The sequence below is a fragment of the Curtobacterium sp. MCLR17_055 genome, from assembly GCF_003234305.1.
Lineage (GTDB): Bacteria > Actinomycetota > Actinomycetes > Actinomycetales > Microbacteriaceae > Curtobacterium > Curtobacterium flaccumfaciens.
Genome location: NZ_QKSX01000005.1, coordinates 152,052 through 165,850, shown reverse-complemented (window position 1 = coordinate 165,850; position 13,799 = coordinate 152,052). Strand labels below are relative to the sequence as shown.

General features: G+C 66.6%; 14 protein-coding genes. 8 read left to right on the top strand and 6 right to left on the bottom strand.

The annotated features are described in order from the left end of the window. Positions 1 to 239: 239 nt before the first annotated feature. Positions 240 to 533, bottom strand: coding sequence for a hypothetical protein (locus DEJ09_RS06355; RefSeq protein WP_111087954.1), 294 nt, complete (start codon positions 531 to 533; stop codon positions 240 to 242). Between the two features lies 1 nt (position 534). After that, entirely contained in the window at positions 535 to 3,006 is a 2,472-nt protein-coding gene (locus tag DEJ09_RS06350) for a hypothetical protein (protein ID WP_146245685.1), read from the bottom strand. A 504-nt stretch (positions 3,007 to 3,510) separates the two neighbouring features. On the opposite strand from DEJ09_RS06350, the gene DEJ09_RS06345 reads away from it, so the two are divergent. After that, positions 3,511 to 4,035 (top strand): DUF6578 domain-containing protein, encoded by a 525-nt coding sequence (locus DEJ09_RS06345; protein ID WP_146245684.1) that lies wholly within the window; start codon positions 3,511 to 3,513, stop codon positions 4,033 to 4,035. Positions 4,036 to 4,813: 778 nt separating this feature from the next. Here the strand turns inward: DEJ09_RS06345 and DEJ09_RS06340 are convergent. Continuing rightward, entirely contained in the window at positions 4,814 to 5,218 is a 405-nt protein-coding gene (locus DEJ09_RS06340) for a hypothetical protein (protein ID WP_146245683.1), read from the bottom strand. Between the two features lie 447 nt (positions 5,219 to 5,665). On the opposite strand from DEJ09_RS06340, the gene DEJ09_RS06335 reads away from it, so the two are divergent. Continuing rightward, a complete protein-coding gene (locus DEJ09_RS06335; RefSeq protein ID WP_111087950.1) occupies positions 5,666 to 6,130 on the top strand; it encodes a hypothetical protein in 465 nt (154 codons plus the stop codon). 165 nt (positions 6,131 to 6,295) lie between these two features. On the opposite strand, the gene DEJ09_RS06330 is transcribed toward DEJ09_RS06335, so the two are convergent. The 3 genes from DEJ09_RS06330 to DEJ09_RS06320 form a co-directional block, all read right to left on the bottom strand. Then, positions 6,296 to 7,168 (bottom strand): carboxypeptidase-like regulatory domain-containing protein, encoded by an 873-nt coding sequence (locus tag DEJ09_RS06330; RefSeq protein WP_146245682.1) that lies wholly within the window; start codon positions 7,166 to 7,168, stop codon positions 6,296 to 6,298. A gap of 220 nt (positions 7,169 to 7,388) precedes the next feature. Beyond that, the gene (locus DEJ09_RS06325) at positions 7,389 to 8,624 is read right to left on the bottom strand and encodes an acyl-CoA dehydrogenase family protein (RefSeq protein WP_111087948.1); all 1,236 of its coding nucleotides are present in this window, start codon (positions 8,622 to 8,624) and stop codon (positions 7,389 to 7,391) included. A 414-nt stretch (positions 8,625 to 9,038) separates the two neighbouring features. Continuing rightward, entirely contained in the window at positions 9,039 to 9,464 is a 426-nt protein-coding gene (locus tag DEJ09_RS06320; protein WP_111087947.1) for a hypothetical protein, read from the bottom strand. Positions 9,465 to 9,706: 242 nt separating this feature from the next. On the opposite strand from DEJ09_RS06320, the gene DEJ09_RS06315 reads away from it, so the two are divergent. From DEJ09_RS06315 to DEJ09_RS06295, 6 genes are all read left to right on the top strand, one after another. Continuing rightward, positions 9,707 to 10,204 carry a hypothetical protein gene (locus DEJ09_RS06315; RefSeq protein ID WP_111087946.1) on the top strand — a complete coding sequence of 166 codons (498 nt, stop codon included), beginning with the start codon at positions 9,707 to 9,709 and terminating at the stop codon, positions 10,202 to 10,204. Between the two features lie 274 nt (positions 10,205 to 10,478). Next, complete coding sequence (locus DEJ09_RS06310) at positions 10,479 to 10,811, top strand: hypothetical protein (RefSeq protein ID WP_071405895.1); 333 nt, start codon at positions 10,479 to 10,481, stop codon at positions 10,809 to 10,811. A gap of 52 nt (positions 10,812 to 10,863) precedes the next feature. Then, positions 10,864 to 11,463 (top strand): DUF5819 family protein, encoded by a 600-nt coding sequence (locus DEJ09_RS17925; protein ID WP_139196728.1) that lies wholly within the window; start codon positions 10,864 to 10,866, stop codon positions 11,461 to 11,463. Then, the gene (locus tag DEJ09_RS06305; protein ID WP_111087945.1) at positions 11,448 to 12,431 is read left to right on the top strand and encodes an HTTM domain-containing protein; all 984 of its coding nucleotides are present in this window, start codon (positions 11,448 to 11,450) and stop codon (positions 12,429 to 12,431) included. Before DEJ09_RS17925 ends, DEJ09_RS06305 begins: the two co-directional genes overlap by 16 nt. After that, positions 12,412 to 13,260 carry a serine hydrolase gene (locus DEJ09_RS06300; RefSeq protein ID WP_111039808.1) on the top strand — a complete coding sequence of 283 codons (849 nt, stop codon included), beginning with the start codon at positions 12,412 to 12,414 and terminating at the stop codon, positions 13,258 to 13,260. Before DEJ09_RS06305 ends, DEJ09_RS06300 begins: the two co-directional genes overlap by 20 nt. Next, positions 13,260 to 13,712, top strand: a complete 453-nt coding sequence (locus DEJ09_RS06295) for a DUF1648 domain-containing protein (protein WP_181433281.1) — start codon at positions 13,260 to 13,262, stop codon at positions 13,710 to 13,712. The genes DEJ09_RS06300 and DEJ09_RS06295 overlap by 1 nt, the downstream gene beginning before the upstream one ends. The last annotated feature ends 87 nt before the right edge of the window (positions 13,713 to 13,799 follow it).

The window sequence follows — 13,799 nt, the reverse complement described above, 5'->3', positions numbered from 1 at the left end:
CCGGATAGCGGTCGCTCATCGAGATTCGTTTCGGACGGGCTATGTGAGACGCGAACGCCGTCATGTGCGTGCCGCGGGAGGCCGTCTCCGCTGAGGGACCCTCAGCTGACCCTCAAGGAACGTGCACGGTCACGCACAGAGTAGTGACGTGTCGGGCGTCATGTCTCGGTACAGACGCCGATGGCCGGCCACCTGCTGTTGCAGGGTGGCCGGCCATCGGGCCGTACATGGCCAGGGGGTCAGCGCTGTCTTGTGCTGAGCCGTCCGAGTACGTATCGAGTGACGGCGCCTACGACAAGAGCGGCGCCGACAAGCAGTACGTACTGCAGCCAGATCGGATCGATCGCGGGCCGGCCGGCCAGTTGCAGCGAGCACACCACGACAACGATCCCGCAGGTGAGCAGGGTTTTGCCGTCAATGCCTGTGCTCTCCTCGGTTCCGCGTTCGTCGAGTCCGTGGACGATCAAGAAGCCAATCATCGCGGAGGCTACGGGCAATGCGCCGATGGATAGCCAGTGGAGAAATTCCGACACGTCAGTACTTCGCCGTCGCGAGTGACCAGCAAGATCCGAGGCCGATGATATTCAAGAGTGTTTTCCCACCTTCATGGAAGAGGCCTGATACAGCCTCGACCTGCTCTTCCGAGAGGCTGTGTCGGTTTTGGACGTACTTCTTGAGCAGGCCGACCACCTTCTTCATCGAGCCTCCCAACTTGTTGTACCAGTAGATGGCTTTCCTGATCCCCCTGAGGATCTTTTCGGCCTTCACGAAGGTCTCGAGCACCTTGGCGCCGGCGAAAGCGAGGCTTGAGATTTCCGCAGCACAGCCGACGGCGCTACCGATGACCGACCAGAGGCTCGGGTCCGCGACGACCGGGAACTGCACGCCGGGCGCGCTGGTGTCGATCTGTTGCGTGACGACATTACCGGAGACTACGAACTTGGTTGGCACGTCGGCGCCGTTCGCGTCCACGGCCCAGGGCGCATCGACGAAGCCGACCGGCATGCCGCTCGCATCCTCGATCTGCACTGCACCGTTGTCTTCTACGCTCACGGAGCCACCCTTGGGGAGTTCCAGCGGGTAGGCGAACGACGTCGGCGATGACGGCCCGGTCAGGACCGTGTTGATCGCGAGGCTGCCATCGGCGTGTGAGACCGGCACGGTGTAGGAGCCGTTTCCGTTGTCGAAGCTGACGATGCCGTTCGCTTCGGACCGTGCTGTGCTCGCCGTCGCGGCGAACGGCAATCCGGCAGACAGGTTGGACGTCGCACCAGTCTCAGTGTCCGTCGAGGTCACGGTCACGTCGTCGTCGGCGTTGCTCGGAACACTCGACGTCTGTTCACCGCTGGTCTGCAGCGCGTATCGGGCTGTGACGTCGGGCGCCGTTGGCGAGAGGCCGAGGAAGACCTCCGGGTTGGCGGCCTCGATTGCGCGGACCGTCGCGCTCGGGGCGCCATCGTTCAGTCCGAACGCGATGCTCTCTGTGAAGCTGCTTCCGTCGGACTGCATGACAATCGCGTCCACAGTGTGCCAGCCGGCAGCGGCGGTAACCGGCGTCGCGACGGTGGTCTTGCCCGAGGGGCTCAGCGGGTACTCCTGGCTGCTGTCGCCATCGACGAGAGTGAACAAAGTTGCGTCCGAGGACAGCGCCGCGGGTGCGGACACGGTGCAGCTCACCGGGGATGCCGGGAGGGAGTCGACCCAGGAGCCGTTGGCGTACTGAGCGGGGCAGGAGATCGTCGGCGCCTGCGGGTTCGCGTACCACCCTTGGACATCGACAACGTAGTCAGTCGCCTTCGCCGAGTTATGGAGCGAGATCTTCCCGTTCGCGCCCAGCGGGACGGTGATGGTGTTGGTCTCGATGTCGTTGGTTTGGAAGTTGATCGCAGTGGTGTTTGGCTTGGTGGTGCCGTCTGCCCAGACGTCAGCGTTGCCGTTGCTGCCACCGTGCACGGCGATCAGCGTGAGCACGACCGCCGTGATTCCGGAGCCCATAACGGGAACGCCTGCGGTGCCAGCGATCTGGATCGATCGAGTCTCGTTCTCCGCCAGCGCCGTGTTACCCGTGGCACGCGAGTCATACGCTCGCCCGTAGGACGGTGTGAATACCGCACCACCCTTCCCGGCGGCGGTGAAGTAGCCCTGCAAGTCGACGATGAGGTTGGTCGTCGTCGTGGAGTTCGCGATTGTGATCTTGCCGTCCGCGGACAAGGGAATCTGAGCTTGGATCGAGGTTGTCGCCGACGGTGCGTAGTGCAGCGAGTTCACCGGCTTGGTCCCACCGGTCGCGTACGGAGTAAGGTACCCATCCGCGTCAGTCGCGTTGACTGCGACCACGTTCACCACCGCACCGGATGCTCCCGCGGGGATCCCATTGGCGCCGGTGATCTGCACGTCGATGCTCTTGCCCGGCGCGATTGCGACTTTGGCTGCACCCATGCCGGAACGGGTATCGACGATGCGCTTAGCGACCGGAACGAACCCGCCAGCAGCGGTCCCGTCCGTGTTCGCCGTGTAGTAGCCCTGCACGTCCAGGATCAGCCGTGCTGAGCTCTCCGTCATGACCTGGATCGTGCCGTCAGCACCGACCGCAACAGTGGCCGTATTCGAGGTGTACTCCCCCGAAACGCCGTTGTAGATCAGCATCGTAGTGCGACCAGAGTCCGCGTCCGGGCGGCCGAAGAGGGTGCCATTCCCAGCCGACGCGCCAACCGTTGCGTTCAGCGAGACCGCGCCGACAGAGCCATCATCCGGCAGACCAGCGAGACCAGCGACCTTGATAGTGCGGTACTTACCCGCCTCCATCGGCGTGCTGAAACCTCCAGTGCCCTTCGCCGTGTCGAGGACACGGCCACTTGTCGGCATGAACACCCCACCAGTGCCGGTGTCATTCAACGCGTTAGCCGGTGTCGCCACCAGCAGAGAACCAAACAACGCCAGCGCACCGAGCATCGCAGCAGCCAGGCTGCGCTTCCTCGTTCGCGGATCGTGCAGCATCGAGCGCACGGAACCCCCTCAGTCATGCAGACAGCACGAGCTGCCGTCAGCCTGCGCAGCATAAGAGGAAGCTGAAAGTCGCTGCTTGGCACCCATCTGGGGGTGGAAGACAAAAGACCTGATGAGAACCGATCGTACCGGACCGGGCTTAATGGTTCCTCATGCAACTTGGGCAGCGACCGTTCGAAGTTCGTCCCCTCATGACTCTGAATCAGGGACGCGCTCCCCGGAGCCCAAGGGCTACTCAAGGACACCGGGCGCGACATCGACTGCTCGCGATCGTCAAGTACATCGACTGCGCAATCGATCAGCTGCCGAACGGTCGTCCGGTGCGGGATCCGCCTGCGTTCGGTTCGAACGGGACGCCGTCGTTGTGCTCGTCGGCGATTCGATCGACTTCTCGCTCGCGCGCCTCCTCAGCCACGAGCACCGCCCGTTGAAGGATCGGTTAGCGGTCACTTCCGCCGAGATATCGAGGGCTGGCGCCCTCTCTAGGCGGATAGCCTTCGAGACATGCCGCCCGAACAGCGTCCGTCGAAACACGTAGTTATCCCCGCGACAGCGCACGCTTTGTTCGCCGGTGCCCCTAGCTTCGTTGACCCGGCAGCTGTACGGCGACAACCCTGCGTCGTCCCGTCGGAGAGTATCGTGCCGCCTCTGGGAGACGGGGAGCGCGACGTCTGGCTCATCGAGTGGCAGGTCGCGGAGGACGCTTTCAACGTCGCCGTCGGCGAGCAAGTTAGGTGGGACGTCGTCGACGCGGACCCGATTCGTCTCGGCCACTTCGGAGGCCGACGCACGGTGACCGAGGAACGCAACACCTATGCGAAGCAGCTTGGTGCCGGGCCAGAGCGCCCAATCGACGGCATTGTCACTCGGATCGACCAGGTGTCGGTACGGTACGGGTCGTCCGCGAACGGCTCGGGGCAGGAACCGATCCCAGGCTCTGAGATGAAGCACGCGGCGCGAACCTTAGCCCCGCGAATCCCGCACGAGGGGACGATCGTCGGCTGGGTCGTCCGCATCCGGCTCGACTGAAGTCGACTGGGGTCGCGCCCGGTAGGGCCCGAGTCAGCCGCCTCGAGTTCTCGTGGTCTGAGGACTCTGGACCTTTCCGTCGCAGGTGCTTCGTGACCACTGAGCCATCGGCCAACGGGCGCTCAGGTCCGAACGCGTCTCCCTTGTGGGTCCCAGAATTCGCGAGCGATCGGGAGCGGCCGTGAATCGGGCCAGCACCATCGGCTCATTGTGCCCTCATGGGTCCGGCCTCGGTCATCGACGATGCTGGTGACGACGGTGAACCACCAGGTGGGGCGGTCGAGGGCGCTTCGTGGTTGCAGCCATACCTCTCGCGTCCAACTCGGTTCGCGGGGCAAGTAGTGCAGCGTGAGCGTCCCACCGCTGGTCCAGTGCTGTGGCAGGTGTAGCCGGTTTGTGATGCGGATGCGCGCCTCCGCGGCGTAGGCGCCGGCTGCGCTGAGGACTCCGAGGCCGCCGGCAGTCTGCACGAGCGAGAAAGAAAGCTTGCGGTAGGGCCCCTGTTCGTGGAGCAGCACACCAGGCAGCCAGGCGCCCCTGTATCGGTTGTTGCCGCTGCAGAACGAACTCGCGACACCTCGTGCGACATCACGGAGCTGCCGATGGGTGCTCATTCTCGCTCCGTTCCGATTGAGGGTTTCGGTCCCCACCATGGTCCCGCCCCGCTCGTGTTCCTCGCGTACCCCGTCCGGAGCGAGCCAAGCGCCCGGTCGAGCATCGGCCAATGAGACGTTAGCCGGCCACCCGATGCACGCCGCCGGCAGCCTGACCGGACAGCTCAATTCGGCTGTGCTGCAAAATGGACGACGGTCGCAGCGAGGGCAAAGAGGGCGACGATGGTGAGGATCGCCCCTGCTCCAGACATCCACGCACGACGACGGGCACGCCGACGGCGTTCAGCAACCGACACCCAAACCACTGTGCTGACGACGGCCGCGATCGGGAAGCCAATGTAGGCGACCGATCCGGCGGCGTAGTTGCACCCCCCAGCGCTGCACGCGTCGAAGGCGAACATCGAGAGCACGACGCCGAACCAACCGACAACGAGCATCGGCAGGCACAGACCGAACAACGTCAGCGTGACTGCTAGATCCTGCCAGCCTGCTGGAGCCTGGATCGAGTGCCTGCGGCGGTCAGAAGCCCCGAGCGGGAAGAGCTCCTCATCGATGTCGTCCTGCCTCATGGCCTCAAGTGTGCCGTGGAGCACCGCTACGCTGCCTGCCACTTTCGATCAAAGGGCCAGGCAGTCCCGAGTTGGTCGAGCTGACGCGGGCGTTGTGTGTCGAGTACCCCAGTGTCTCGCTGGATATCTTGCAGACCTACAGACGCCAACCCACTGGCCCGTCTTCGCCGGCGCTCGCATCAAGGCGTCTCGAAAGTCAATCGTCGTGCGAGACAATGTGTCCGCCGTTACGTTGAGCTGGTGAAGCCGCCGAAGTATCCGCGCCCCGTTTGCGTGGTTCATGGTGATCGCAGCCAGTCTTCTGCTCGCGCTCGGACTGCTGAACCTCATCATCAACACCACCCGCCCCGGGTCGTGGCTTCTGGTGATCGTGCTCATGCCGTGGCCGCTGTACGCGGGCTTGAAAAGCTTGCGTCTGTCGCCTACGAGCACGTGGAGTAGCCCGCTTTGATCATCATGAAGTCCAACGGGTCAGTCAGCAGTGTGCTGAACGACACGTTCCGCCCGCTCCCGGACCAGGTGCGACGCAGCCTCGGCCTCCTCGACAACGACGACCACTTCGCGTGGCTCGTCTTCTCCGCGCCGATCGACGACCAGACCTGGCGCGCCGGCCCGCAGTCGGTCACCGACGAGTACGGAAACTCCTACCTGCAGGCCGGTGGTACCGCGGAGAAGATGAGCGTGGAGCTGCGCCGCCGCGAGGACGACGGTGAGTACCGCTTCTACATCGTCGGCCGTGACCACGACCTCACCGAACCGCTCACGGAGACCATCGACGTTCAGGCTGCGCACGAGCCCCGGCATCCTGCCGAGCTGTTCACGGCCGACCAGGCCGCGCCGGTGTTCATGCACTACGTCGAACACCAGACGGTCCCCGACGGCTACACGCTCCGTCTCATCGCCGACATGTAGAAGGTGCCGACGCCACCGTCGCGTGTCCGCGACCGTCTGCCGGACAGGAGGCGCGGTGCCAGCTGGCACCGCGCCTCCTGTCCGTTGCTGCTCACGCGACCGCGCGCAGTCACGCAGCCAACCGCGTCCGGCCAGCCCTGTGCTGGGGATGGTGCTGGGTCCGGATCATCCGAGGGCGCCGCCCCAGAAGTCGTGACCGCCGAACACGACCTTCACCGGGACGGCCTGCGCTCGGTCGGCCACGTACCGGTACGTGCCGCCCGGACGTCCGAGCCACAGCACCTGCGCGGTCGTTGTGGTCGTCGCGACGGTCCGGAGCTCCACCACGTACTGACCGGAGGGGATCTGGAACTGCGCCGTCTGCTCGCTGTCGAGCAGCGTCGAGAACCGGGTCGAGAACGACGCTCCGGTCGTCGCGTTCGTCACCGTGACGGTCGCACCGCTCAGCTGCGCCGACGGGCTGCGGGACGCCGAGGCCGCGTAGACGACCAGGTCGTAGTCGCTGTGTGCGTAGTGCCGTGACAAGGTGACTCGGGAAGCCGGGAGCGTTCCTCGCTGCTGGTACACCCGGGTCTTCCAGACGGCGGGCGACGCCGTTCCGCTGGCGTAGGCCTCGATGCGGTACTTCCCGGTGCTCAACCCGACGAACCGGTACTGGCCCGCGCTGTCCGAGGTCGTCCGGAACACCTGCGAGGTGTCCTCGTTCCAGGCGTACATCAGGCGACCGGCGGCGGGTCCAGTGGGGCCGACCACACCGCCCTGCGCGGTGGCGCCGATCACGAGCGGCACGGTGACCGCGACTGTGGAACCGCCACGGACGGCGATGCCCGAGCGGAGTCCCGGGGCGTAGGTCTCCGTTCCGTGCGGCGGGAGCTGCCGCGTCGTCACCGTGACGGTGTCCGGTGCCGGGATGCCGGTGAACGTCGCGGTGCCGTCATCGACGGTGGTGGCGTTCCCGACGACGACGTCGGTGCCGATCGCTGCGAGTTCGACGTCCGCCAGCCGGATCGCGGTGCCGTCCGGCGTTGCGAGCTGCACGGTGATCGTTCCGGATCCGGCCGCAGTCGCTGGTGGCGCGAGGCCGATCAGCGCACCTGCTGCCAGCGCAACGGCCAGCGTCGTCCCCGTGATCAGTCGCATCGCGTTCCCCGATGGTTGGCCAGCAGTGCGTTGCCAGGGACTGTACGCGGGCGGGCGGGCGGTGGGGCAGGCACATCGCAGCAGCGGTCACGCGGAAGCCGTCCGGCTTCGACAGGCGTCACGAGGTGCGGCTCGCACCGATCGCCCAGACGCGGGGCGGTTCGGCACCGTTCACCGCGTGGTCACCGATGATCCGTGCCTTGAACACCCACGGGTTGTGGCTGCCCGCGGTGCGAGCGTTCCGCCAGTGCCGGTCGAGGTTCTTCGTCGTGCTCACCCCGGACGCCGCGAGCGCGTCGAACAGGTGCGAGGTCGCCGTCGTCGCCAGGGTGGTCAGCGCCACCTGCGCCTGCGCGGTCACGAGTTCGGCGCGGTCGTTGCGGCGCTCGTCCTCGGCTGTGTCGAGCCCGGCTCCCTCGTGCGCACCCTGCAGGGCGGCGGCGGCCCGGTCGACGATGGCGGTGGCGGCGAACCCGGCCGCCGATACCTCGCCGACGACCTGCAGGATCTGCGGGTCTGCCGCGAACGTGTCGGCGTTGCCGTGTGAGAAGACGCGGGTGCGGTTGCGGACCTCGCGCGCGATCTCCCGTTCGGCTGCGAGGACGGACCCGGCGAGGACGCTCAACAGCACGCCCTGGTAGAACGCCGTCTGGTACTTGAACCGCTCGTCGAAGGGGATCACCGCGTCGGCCTGCACGACGGCGTCGTCGAAGGTGCTGGTGCCGGAGCCGGTGGTGCGCTGCCCGAACCCGTCCCAGTCATCGGTGTGGGTGACCCCGGGCTGGTGCGCGTCGACGATCGCGATGACCCGCTCGCCGGTGTCCGTGCGCTCGGCGTAGGTGTCGATCCAGTCGGCGAAGATGCTGCCGGTCGAGTAGTACTTCTGCCCGGTGATCCGGAACGTCCCGTCCGGCTGCGGGGTCACCTTCGTGATCACGTCGCCGACCTGCACTGACCCGACCTCGGTCCACGAGTTGCCGGCGATCTCACCGCGGCCGAAGCGGTCCAGCCACCCTTCACGTTCCCCGGACCGGGCGACCAGCCGGTCCTCCACCAGTGCGAAGTGGCCGCGGAGCGCCTGGGGGATGTTGCTGTCAGCGGCGGCGAGTTCGGTCAGCAGGCGGAACAGCTGGGGCAGGGTCGCCCCGGCTCCGCCGTGGGCGACGGGGACGCGGACGGCGCCGAATCCTGCGGCGGCGAGTTCGCGGATCTCCTCGAACGGGAGGCGGTGGTCGCGTTCGCGCTCAGAGGCGCCGGCAGCGATGCGGTCGAAGATCGGACGGAAACGGGCGAGGAGTTCGTCGTCGGCGCCCTTGTCGATCGTGCTGTCGGCGGTCTGGTTGCTGATGGTCACGAGGACTCCTTCGTGGTCTGGACTGCTACCTGTCGCGTGGTGTGGCGCCGGGTGGTGTCGATTCGTCCGGTGTGGGCGGACAGCCGGACCAGATGTGCGCCATGGCGAGACTGTGGCATCGCCGAACGCCCGCGAGAAGGGTTGTGTCGATGTGTGTCGGAGGGTGACTTCCCATGACACGTGACCACGCTGCGACGCCGTGAGCGTTCGCAGCAGCGCCTTCGCGGTGCTGCGCGTGTGCGACGGCCGCGGAGCCCGTCGGACGAAAACGGCACGCTCCTCCGAGAAACCCGCGTCGGCCACGCTCAGAGGAGCGCGCATCATCGAGGGAACACGCGCTCGCCAGAGGACCGGCCGCTGCCTTGCTTGGTGTGGGCGATAGCCGTGGTCTCGGCGCCGTTCACCCCAGTGCGTTCAGGCCGGCGGTGTCGTCCCTGCGCCCTCGGTGTCGTCGGCACCCGCAAGACCTGTCCCGGCCTGGTCGAGGTTCTCGTGGGGGTCGCCCATGTCTCCGGTCGCAGCGCCGGTGCGGGACAGCCCGAAGTGTCCGCGGACGGCGTTCGCCTCGGCGGGGGACAGGGTACGTCCGGCTCCGAGGGACGGCGCGTCCTTGATCGCGTCCTTCGTGTACCCGACGTGCACGTCCGTGCCGTCGAACGTGGCGTCGTCGGCGGGGACGAGCGCCTGGTGTCGCCCGAGCAGGCCGGTTGCGACACAGACGTAGGCCGCACTGCCGTCCTCGTCGGAGGGGAACACCTGCACGACCTTGCCGACTGAGACGCCGTTGCGATCCCGGACAGTCGCACTCTCGACCTGGTGGATGACGCCCTTGGTGATCATGACCGTAGTCAACGCCCTCGAGTCTGACGCTTCGCAGACGCCGTCGTTCGACGCCGACGGAGCGCCGGGTCTCAACCCCGTACGCGACCATGGAGTCCATACCTGGTAGGGCGGCGGTTACCTCGACGAGGACACGCAGTCGCTCCAGAACGTGGGCTCTGCCACGACCGGCCAGCCCGAACGGCTCACGAGATGATTGTGCGAACGTCGCAGACACAGCGCGATCTGAGTGGAGTTCCCAGATGAAAGTACCTCGACGGAAAGCCGTCATCGTCCTCCCGTCTGTAGGAGCGGCACTGCTCGCGGTCGCCGTCCTCGCCGGCTGCAGCTCCGGGCTCGGGAAGACCCCGGAGCGGGCGAAGCAGTCGATCGTCACGTTCGTCGAGGGTTCGACCGACGTGGTCGGTGACGGCTGGGAAGTCAGCGACGGTCCGGGGCTCGGGAAGTGCGGCCGGGGACTGGGGCAAGGGGGCGTCCAGTACGTCTACGCCATGGTCCGCTCCGCGAGCGCTGACCCGAAGGCCGACGTCAAGGCGGTGGAACAGCACTGGAAGAAGCTCGGCGTCACGACCGAGCGGTACCAGACCGGCGGCGAGGACCCGATCCTCGGCGTCCGGGGCAGGGGCGGTCCGGTGAGCTCCTCCGACTTCCGCGCGGATCCCCGCGGGTACACGATCGACGGCAGCTCGCAGTGCGTTGCGGGGGACTTCGAGAAGATGAGCCTCGACAGTCAGGAGTGACGACCGCGGGCTGACCACCCGAACCGAGCCGCGCCTCCAGTCCGGCCCGGGACCCGGGCGCCTGCCGGACGCGACACGAAGGACGGCCCGCTCCGTTGTCGAGGCGAGCCGTCCTGTGCAGGGCCGGCCATCTGGATGATGTCGATGCCGGCGGTCCTCATCCGCTTCGGGAATAGCGGCCGAACGAGCCCGCGATGTCATCACATCTGCGAGGTAGACCGGTCGGTTCGAAACTGGTACACAGGTACTCCACACAACAGATTGGAGTTCGAAGATGAAGCTCAATACGAAGCTCGCCGGTTCGGCCGCAGCGATTGTGATCGGCAGCACGTTCCTGCTGGCGGCGCCAGCGCAGGCTGCGCAGACGTCCTACGAGCAGTCCAGCGCGATGGCAGAGGTCGTGGCGAACCAGGGTGCGCAGTCGATGGACTCTCAGCCAGAGCAGCGCGGAGTGGTGGGCGTGGCGAAGGCTCTGGCAGCCGGGTTCAAGGCGGCCACTGCGCCGCAGGCGGCGGGGAACGTCGCTCGTCTCGCGAGCATCCTCGGTTTCGCCGCGGAGGCGCCGCAGCCTTCGGCGCAGCTCGAATCCGCCTACTTCGATCGTTGACGAGTACGAGGGGGCTCGTCCCTGCGGCGGGCCCCTTCCCTCCGGGGGAACAATGCAAAAGACCTTGATTGCAGCTGCTGGAGTGGCAGTCGCCGGAATCTTCGGCGCGTGCGCGCTCGTGCTGGCTGGTCCGGTCACGCCGGTGAAGTTCGACGTTGGTCCGGTAGCTTCCCTGCTGAATCCGCACCTCTCCCAGAACTGGCAGCTCTTCGCGCCAGATCCGATCAGCGACGAACGCGGCGTGGTTGCTCGCATCCGCTGCCAAGGCACGACGACAAGATGGACCGACATCTCTTCGTCCGCCGTCGCGCGGGCCCAGTCGTCGAGGTTCTTCCCGGATCGCGAGAGCCGGATCGTCAGCAACGCACTCGTCGAGCGCTTTGCGCAGGATGACATCAGCAAGCGGCTTGAGGCGAGAGACAAGGAAGACCTCGTGCCTCCCGACGTCAGCGCACAGCGACGTGCCGAGCGGGTGCTGGCTCGCTACGCGGCGCAACGGGTCCCATGCCCGTCTGCGCGTGATCTTGATGAAGAACCGTCCGCCGTGCAGCTTCGATACGTCGTCCAACCGCTGACGCCGTGGTCGAAGCGCGGCGACAGGTCAGCTCGTGCAGAGCCCCGCATCACGGACTCCGAATGGATCCCGTTGTGATTCGGACGCTCCGTTCCCGAGTCGGCGTCATTGTCGACTGGATGGTTGACGCGCCTCGTGCAACGACTGCACTGAGCCTGCTCAGGGCAGTCGTCGGAGTGGTGTCGACGGCGTTCTACATCAGGCAGTACGCGGGGCGATCAACGTTCTTCGGCCCGGACGGTGTCTACGGGCTCGAGGGCATCCGCGACTACACGGCAGGTATCGGGACCTGGAGCCTCTACGCCGCGACGGATTCGGCGGTGTACTTCGAGGTCGTCTTCCACATAGGCCTGGTGGTCGCGGTGCTTGTCACGCTCGGTGTGGGTGGCCGTCTGGTCCTCGCTGCCCACTACGTGCTCCTCTGGTCGCTCTACATGGCGAACCCGGCGTTCATGGACGGTGGTGATGCCTTGGCCGCGACAGCAGTGCTCTTCCTCCTGCTGACCAGGTGCTACTCGGCGTTCACCATCGTCAAAGGACGTCGAAAGCGCGAGGCGGGCCCGGGCGCGTCGGTCCTGAACAACACGGGGCTCCTGCTCCTGGTGACTCAGGTGACTGTCGTCTACCTCATGGCCGGGTTGTACAAGGTGCAGGGTGAGCTCTGGCAAGACGGCACAGCGCTGTACTACATCCTCAACGTCCCAGAGTTCTTCCTCCCGGGGATCACCCCGTTGCTCGTGCAGTCCGATTGGCTGATGGTGATCGGTGCCTACGCCACTGTCCTGACATCGGTGTTCTTCCCCATACTCGTCTTTTTCCGCGCGGGGAGGCCTGTGGCTGTCACGGCGATGCTCACATTCCACCTGGCGATTGCCTTGCTCATGGGTCTGACGTCGTTCGCCCTCGTGATGGCCGCGTACGACCTCCTCTTCGTGGATGCCCACGTCGTGAGTCTCCACCGCCGAGCTCGGTCGTTGTGGGAAGGCGCAGTGGCCCGCCTTTCGGCCCGTTCTCAAGGAGGGACACGTGGCGCGGAATCCGCTTGAGAACTCCGGACACTGGCGCGCGAGTCTTCGCAGGGCCGGCGGCTGGCGAACCGTCCGCGAGCCCCGTGGGCCGTACGCCGCCGCTTCGATGCTCGAGTGGGGGAGCATCACGAAGGGGCTCGTGGGCACGACGGCTTGGCTCACGCTCGAGGTTGAGCGACCGGTCGTGCACTACCTCCCCGGTGTTCCCGACGCCGAGATGACCGTTGCTGACCTCGTCCACCACACCTCGGGTCTTCCACGGCTTCCTGCCGCGATGCGCGACCGCCTGTTCGGCGACCCGTACCGAGAGGCCGTCGGGGTTCCGCTGGAACCAGTAGTCGCAGTGCCGGTCGCACCCCGAGGGCAGTTCGAGTACTCGAACCTGGGGTACGCCCTCCTCGGCGCGGTACTCGACGAGGTGCACGGCGACTGGTTCGCCGCCGTGCGCCAGCACGTCCTCGACCCGGCGGGGATCAGCTCTGCGGCGCTCGTGCCAGCTCCAGCAGACCGGGTGGTGCCGAAGCTCTTCGGTCGTGCCATCAAGCCGTGGGCGCTCGGGGAGTCGTCGTTCGCGGCGGCGGGGGGCGTCTGGTCCACGTTCGACGATCTCTGTCGCTACGCCGACTGGGCGCTCGAACCCGGGGCTGGGCAGTCCCGCACCGTGAGCTGGCAGCGGGAAGGGGCATCGACCTGGATCAACGGAGAGGTGCGAGCAGCAGGAGCGGTCATCGCCAACGCGGCAGGGCTCACCGCGGTGGTGCACACGCTCGCGAAGGCTCCACGCGCGGCCGACGCGATCGCCACGGCGCTCATCGAGCGGGAAGTGCGGGAGACATGCAACCGCTGATGAACGCACTGATGTCCAGCGCCCGTGGCAGACGCAAGCGAGAGGGGGTCTTCGCTGCCACCGCTGCTTCCTTCCCCATCGTCATCGTGGTCGCGCTCACCAGCGTCTGGTGGGATCGGTTGCCCGACCGGATCGCGACGACGTTCGGCCCGGATGGCAGCCCGAGCGGGTACGGAACTCCGTTGGGAACCGCGATCCTGCTCGCGGCGGTACAGGCGCTGTTCCTCGTGGGGGCGGTCGGCTCCGCTTTTGCTCAAGACCGGTGCAGAGGTCGCATCTCGTGTGCGGTCACCGCAGGGTTCGTTGCGGCGCTCGCGATGAGTTGGTTGATCATCGTGGGATTGGCGTCGTCGACGTTGAGTCCGACGGCTTGGTGGCTTCTCGCTTCGGCGCCCGTGTGGGCGTTTGTCCCGTACTGGTTGCTTTCCCCCGCGAGGGGCGGTGGAAGGTGACGCCACTGCCGGCGTGACCTGCCAGCCGGAGCGCAGCCGCGCCTCCAGGCCGGGGTGAGAGCCGCCACGCGGCGGACGCAACACGAA

Bases quoted from the DNA above. Each gene is read 5' to 3' on its own strand.
- DEJ09_RS06320 (WP_111087947.1), bottom strand. From the start codon at position 9,464: ATGATCACCAAGGGCGTCATCCACCAGGTCGAGAGTGCGACTGTCCGG.
- DEJ09_RS06340 (WP_146245683.1), bottom strand. From the start codon at position 5,218: ATGAGGCAGGACGACATCGATGAGGAGCTCTTCCCGCTCGGGGCTTCT.
- DEJ09_RS06295 (WP_181433281.1), top strand. From the start codon at position 13,260: ATGAACGCACTGATGTCCAGCGCCCGTGGCAGACGCAAGCGAGAGGGG.
- DEJ09_RS06315 (WP_111087946.1), top strand. From the start codon at position 9,707: ATGAAAGTACCTCGACGGAAAGCCGTCATCGTCCTCCCGTCTGTAGGA.
- DEJ09_RS17925 (WP_139196728.1), top strand. From the start codon at position 10,864: ATGCAAAAGACCTTGATTGCAGCTGCTGGAGTGGCAGTCGCCGGAATC.
- DEJ09_RS06310 (WP_071405895.1), top strand. From the start codon at position 10,479: ATGAAGCTCAATACGAAGCTCGCCGGTTCGGCCGCAGCGATTGTGATC.
- DEJ09_RS06305 (WP_111087945.1), top strand. From the start codon at position 11,448: ATGGATCCCGTTGTGATTCGGACGCTCCGTTCCCGAGTCGGCGTCATT.
- DEJ09_RS06345 (WP_146245684.1), top strand. From the start codon at position 3,511: ATGCCGCCCGAACAGCGTCCGTCGAAACACGTAGTTATCCCCGCGACA.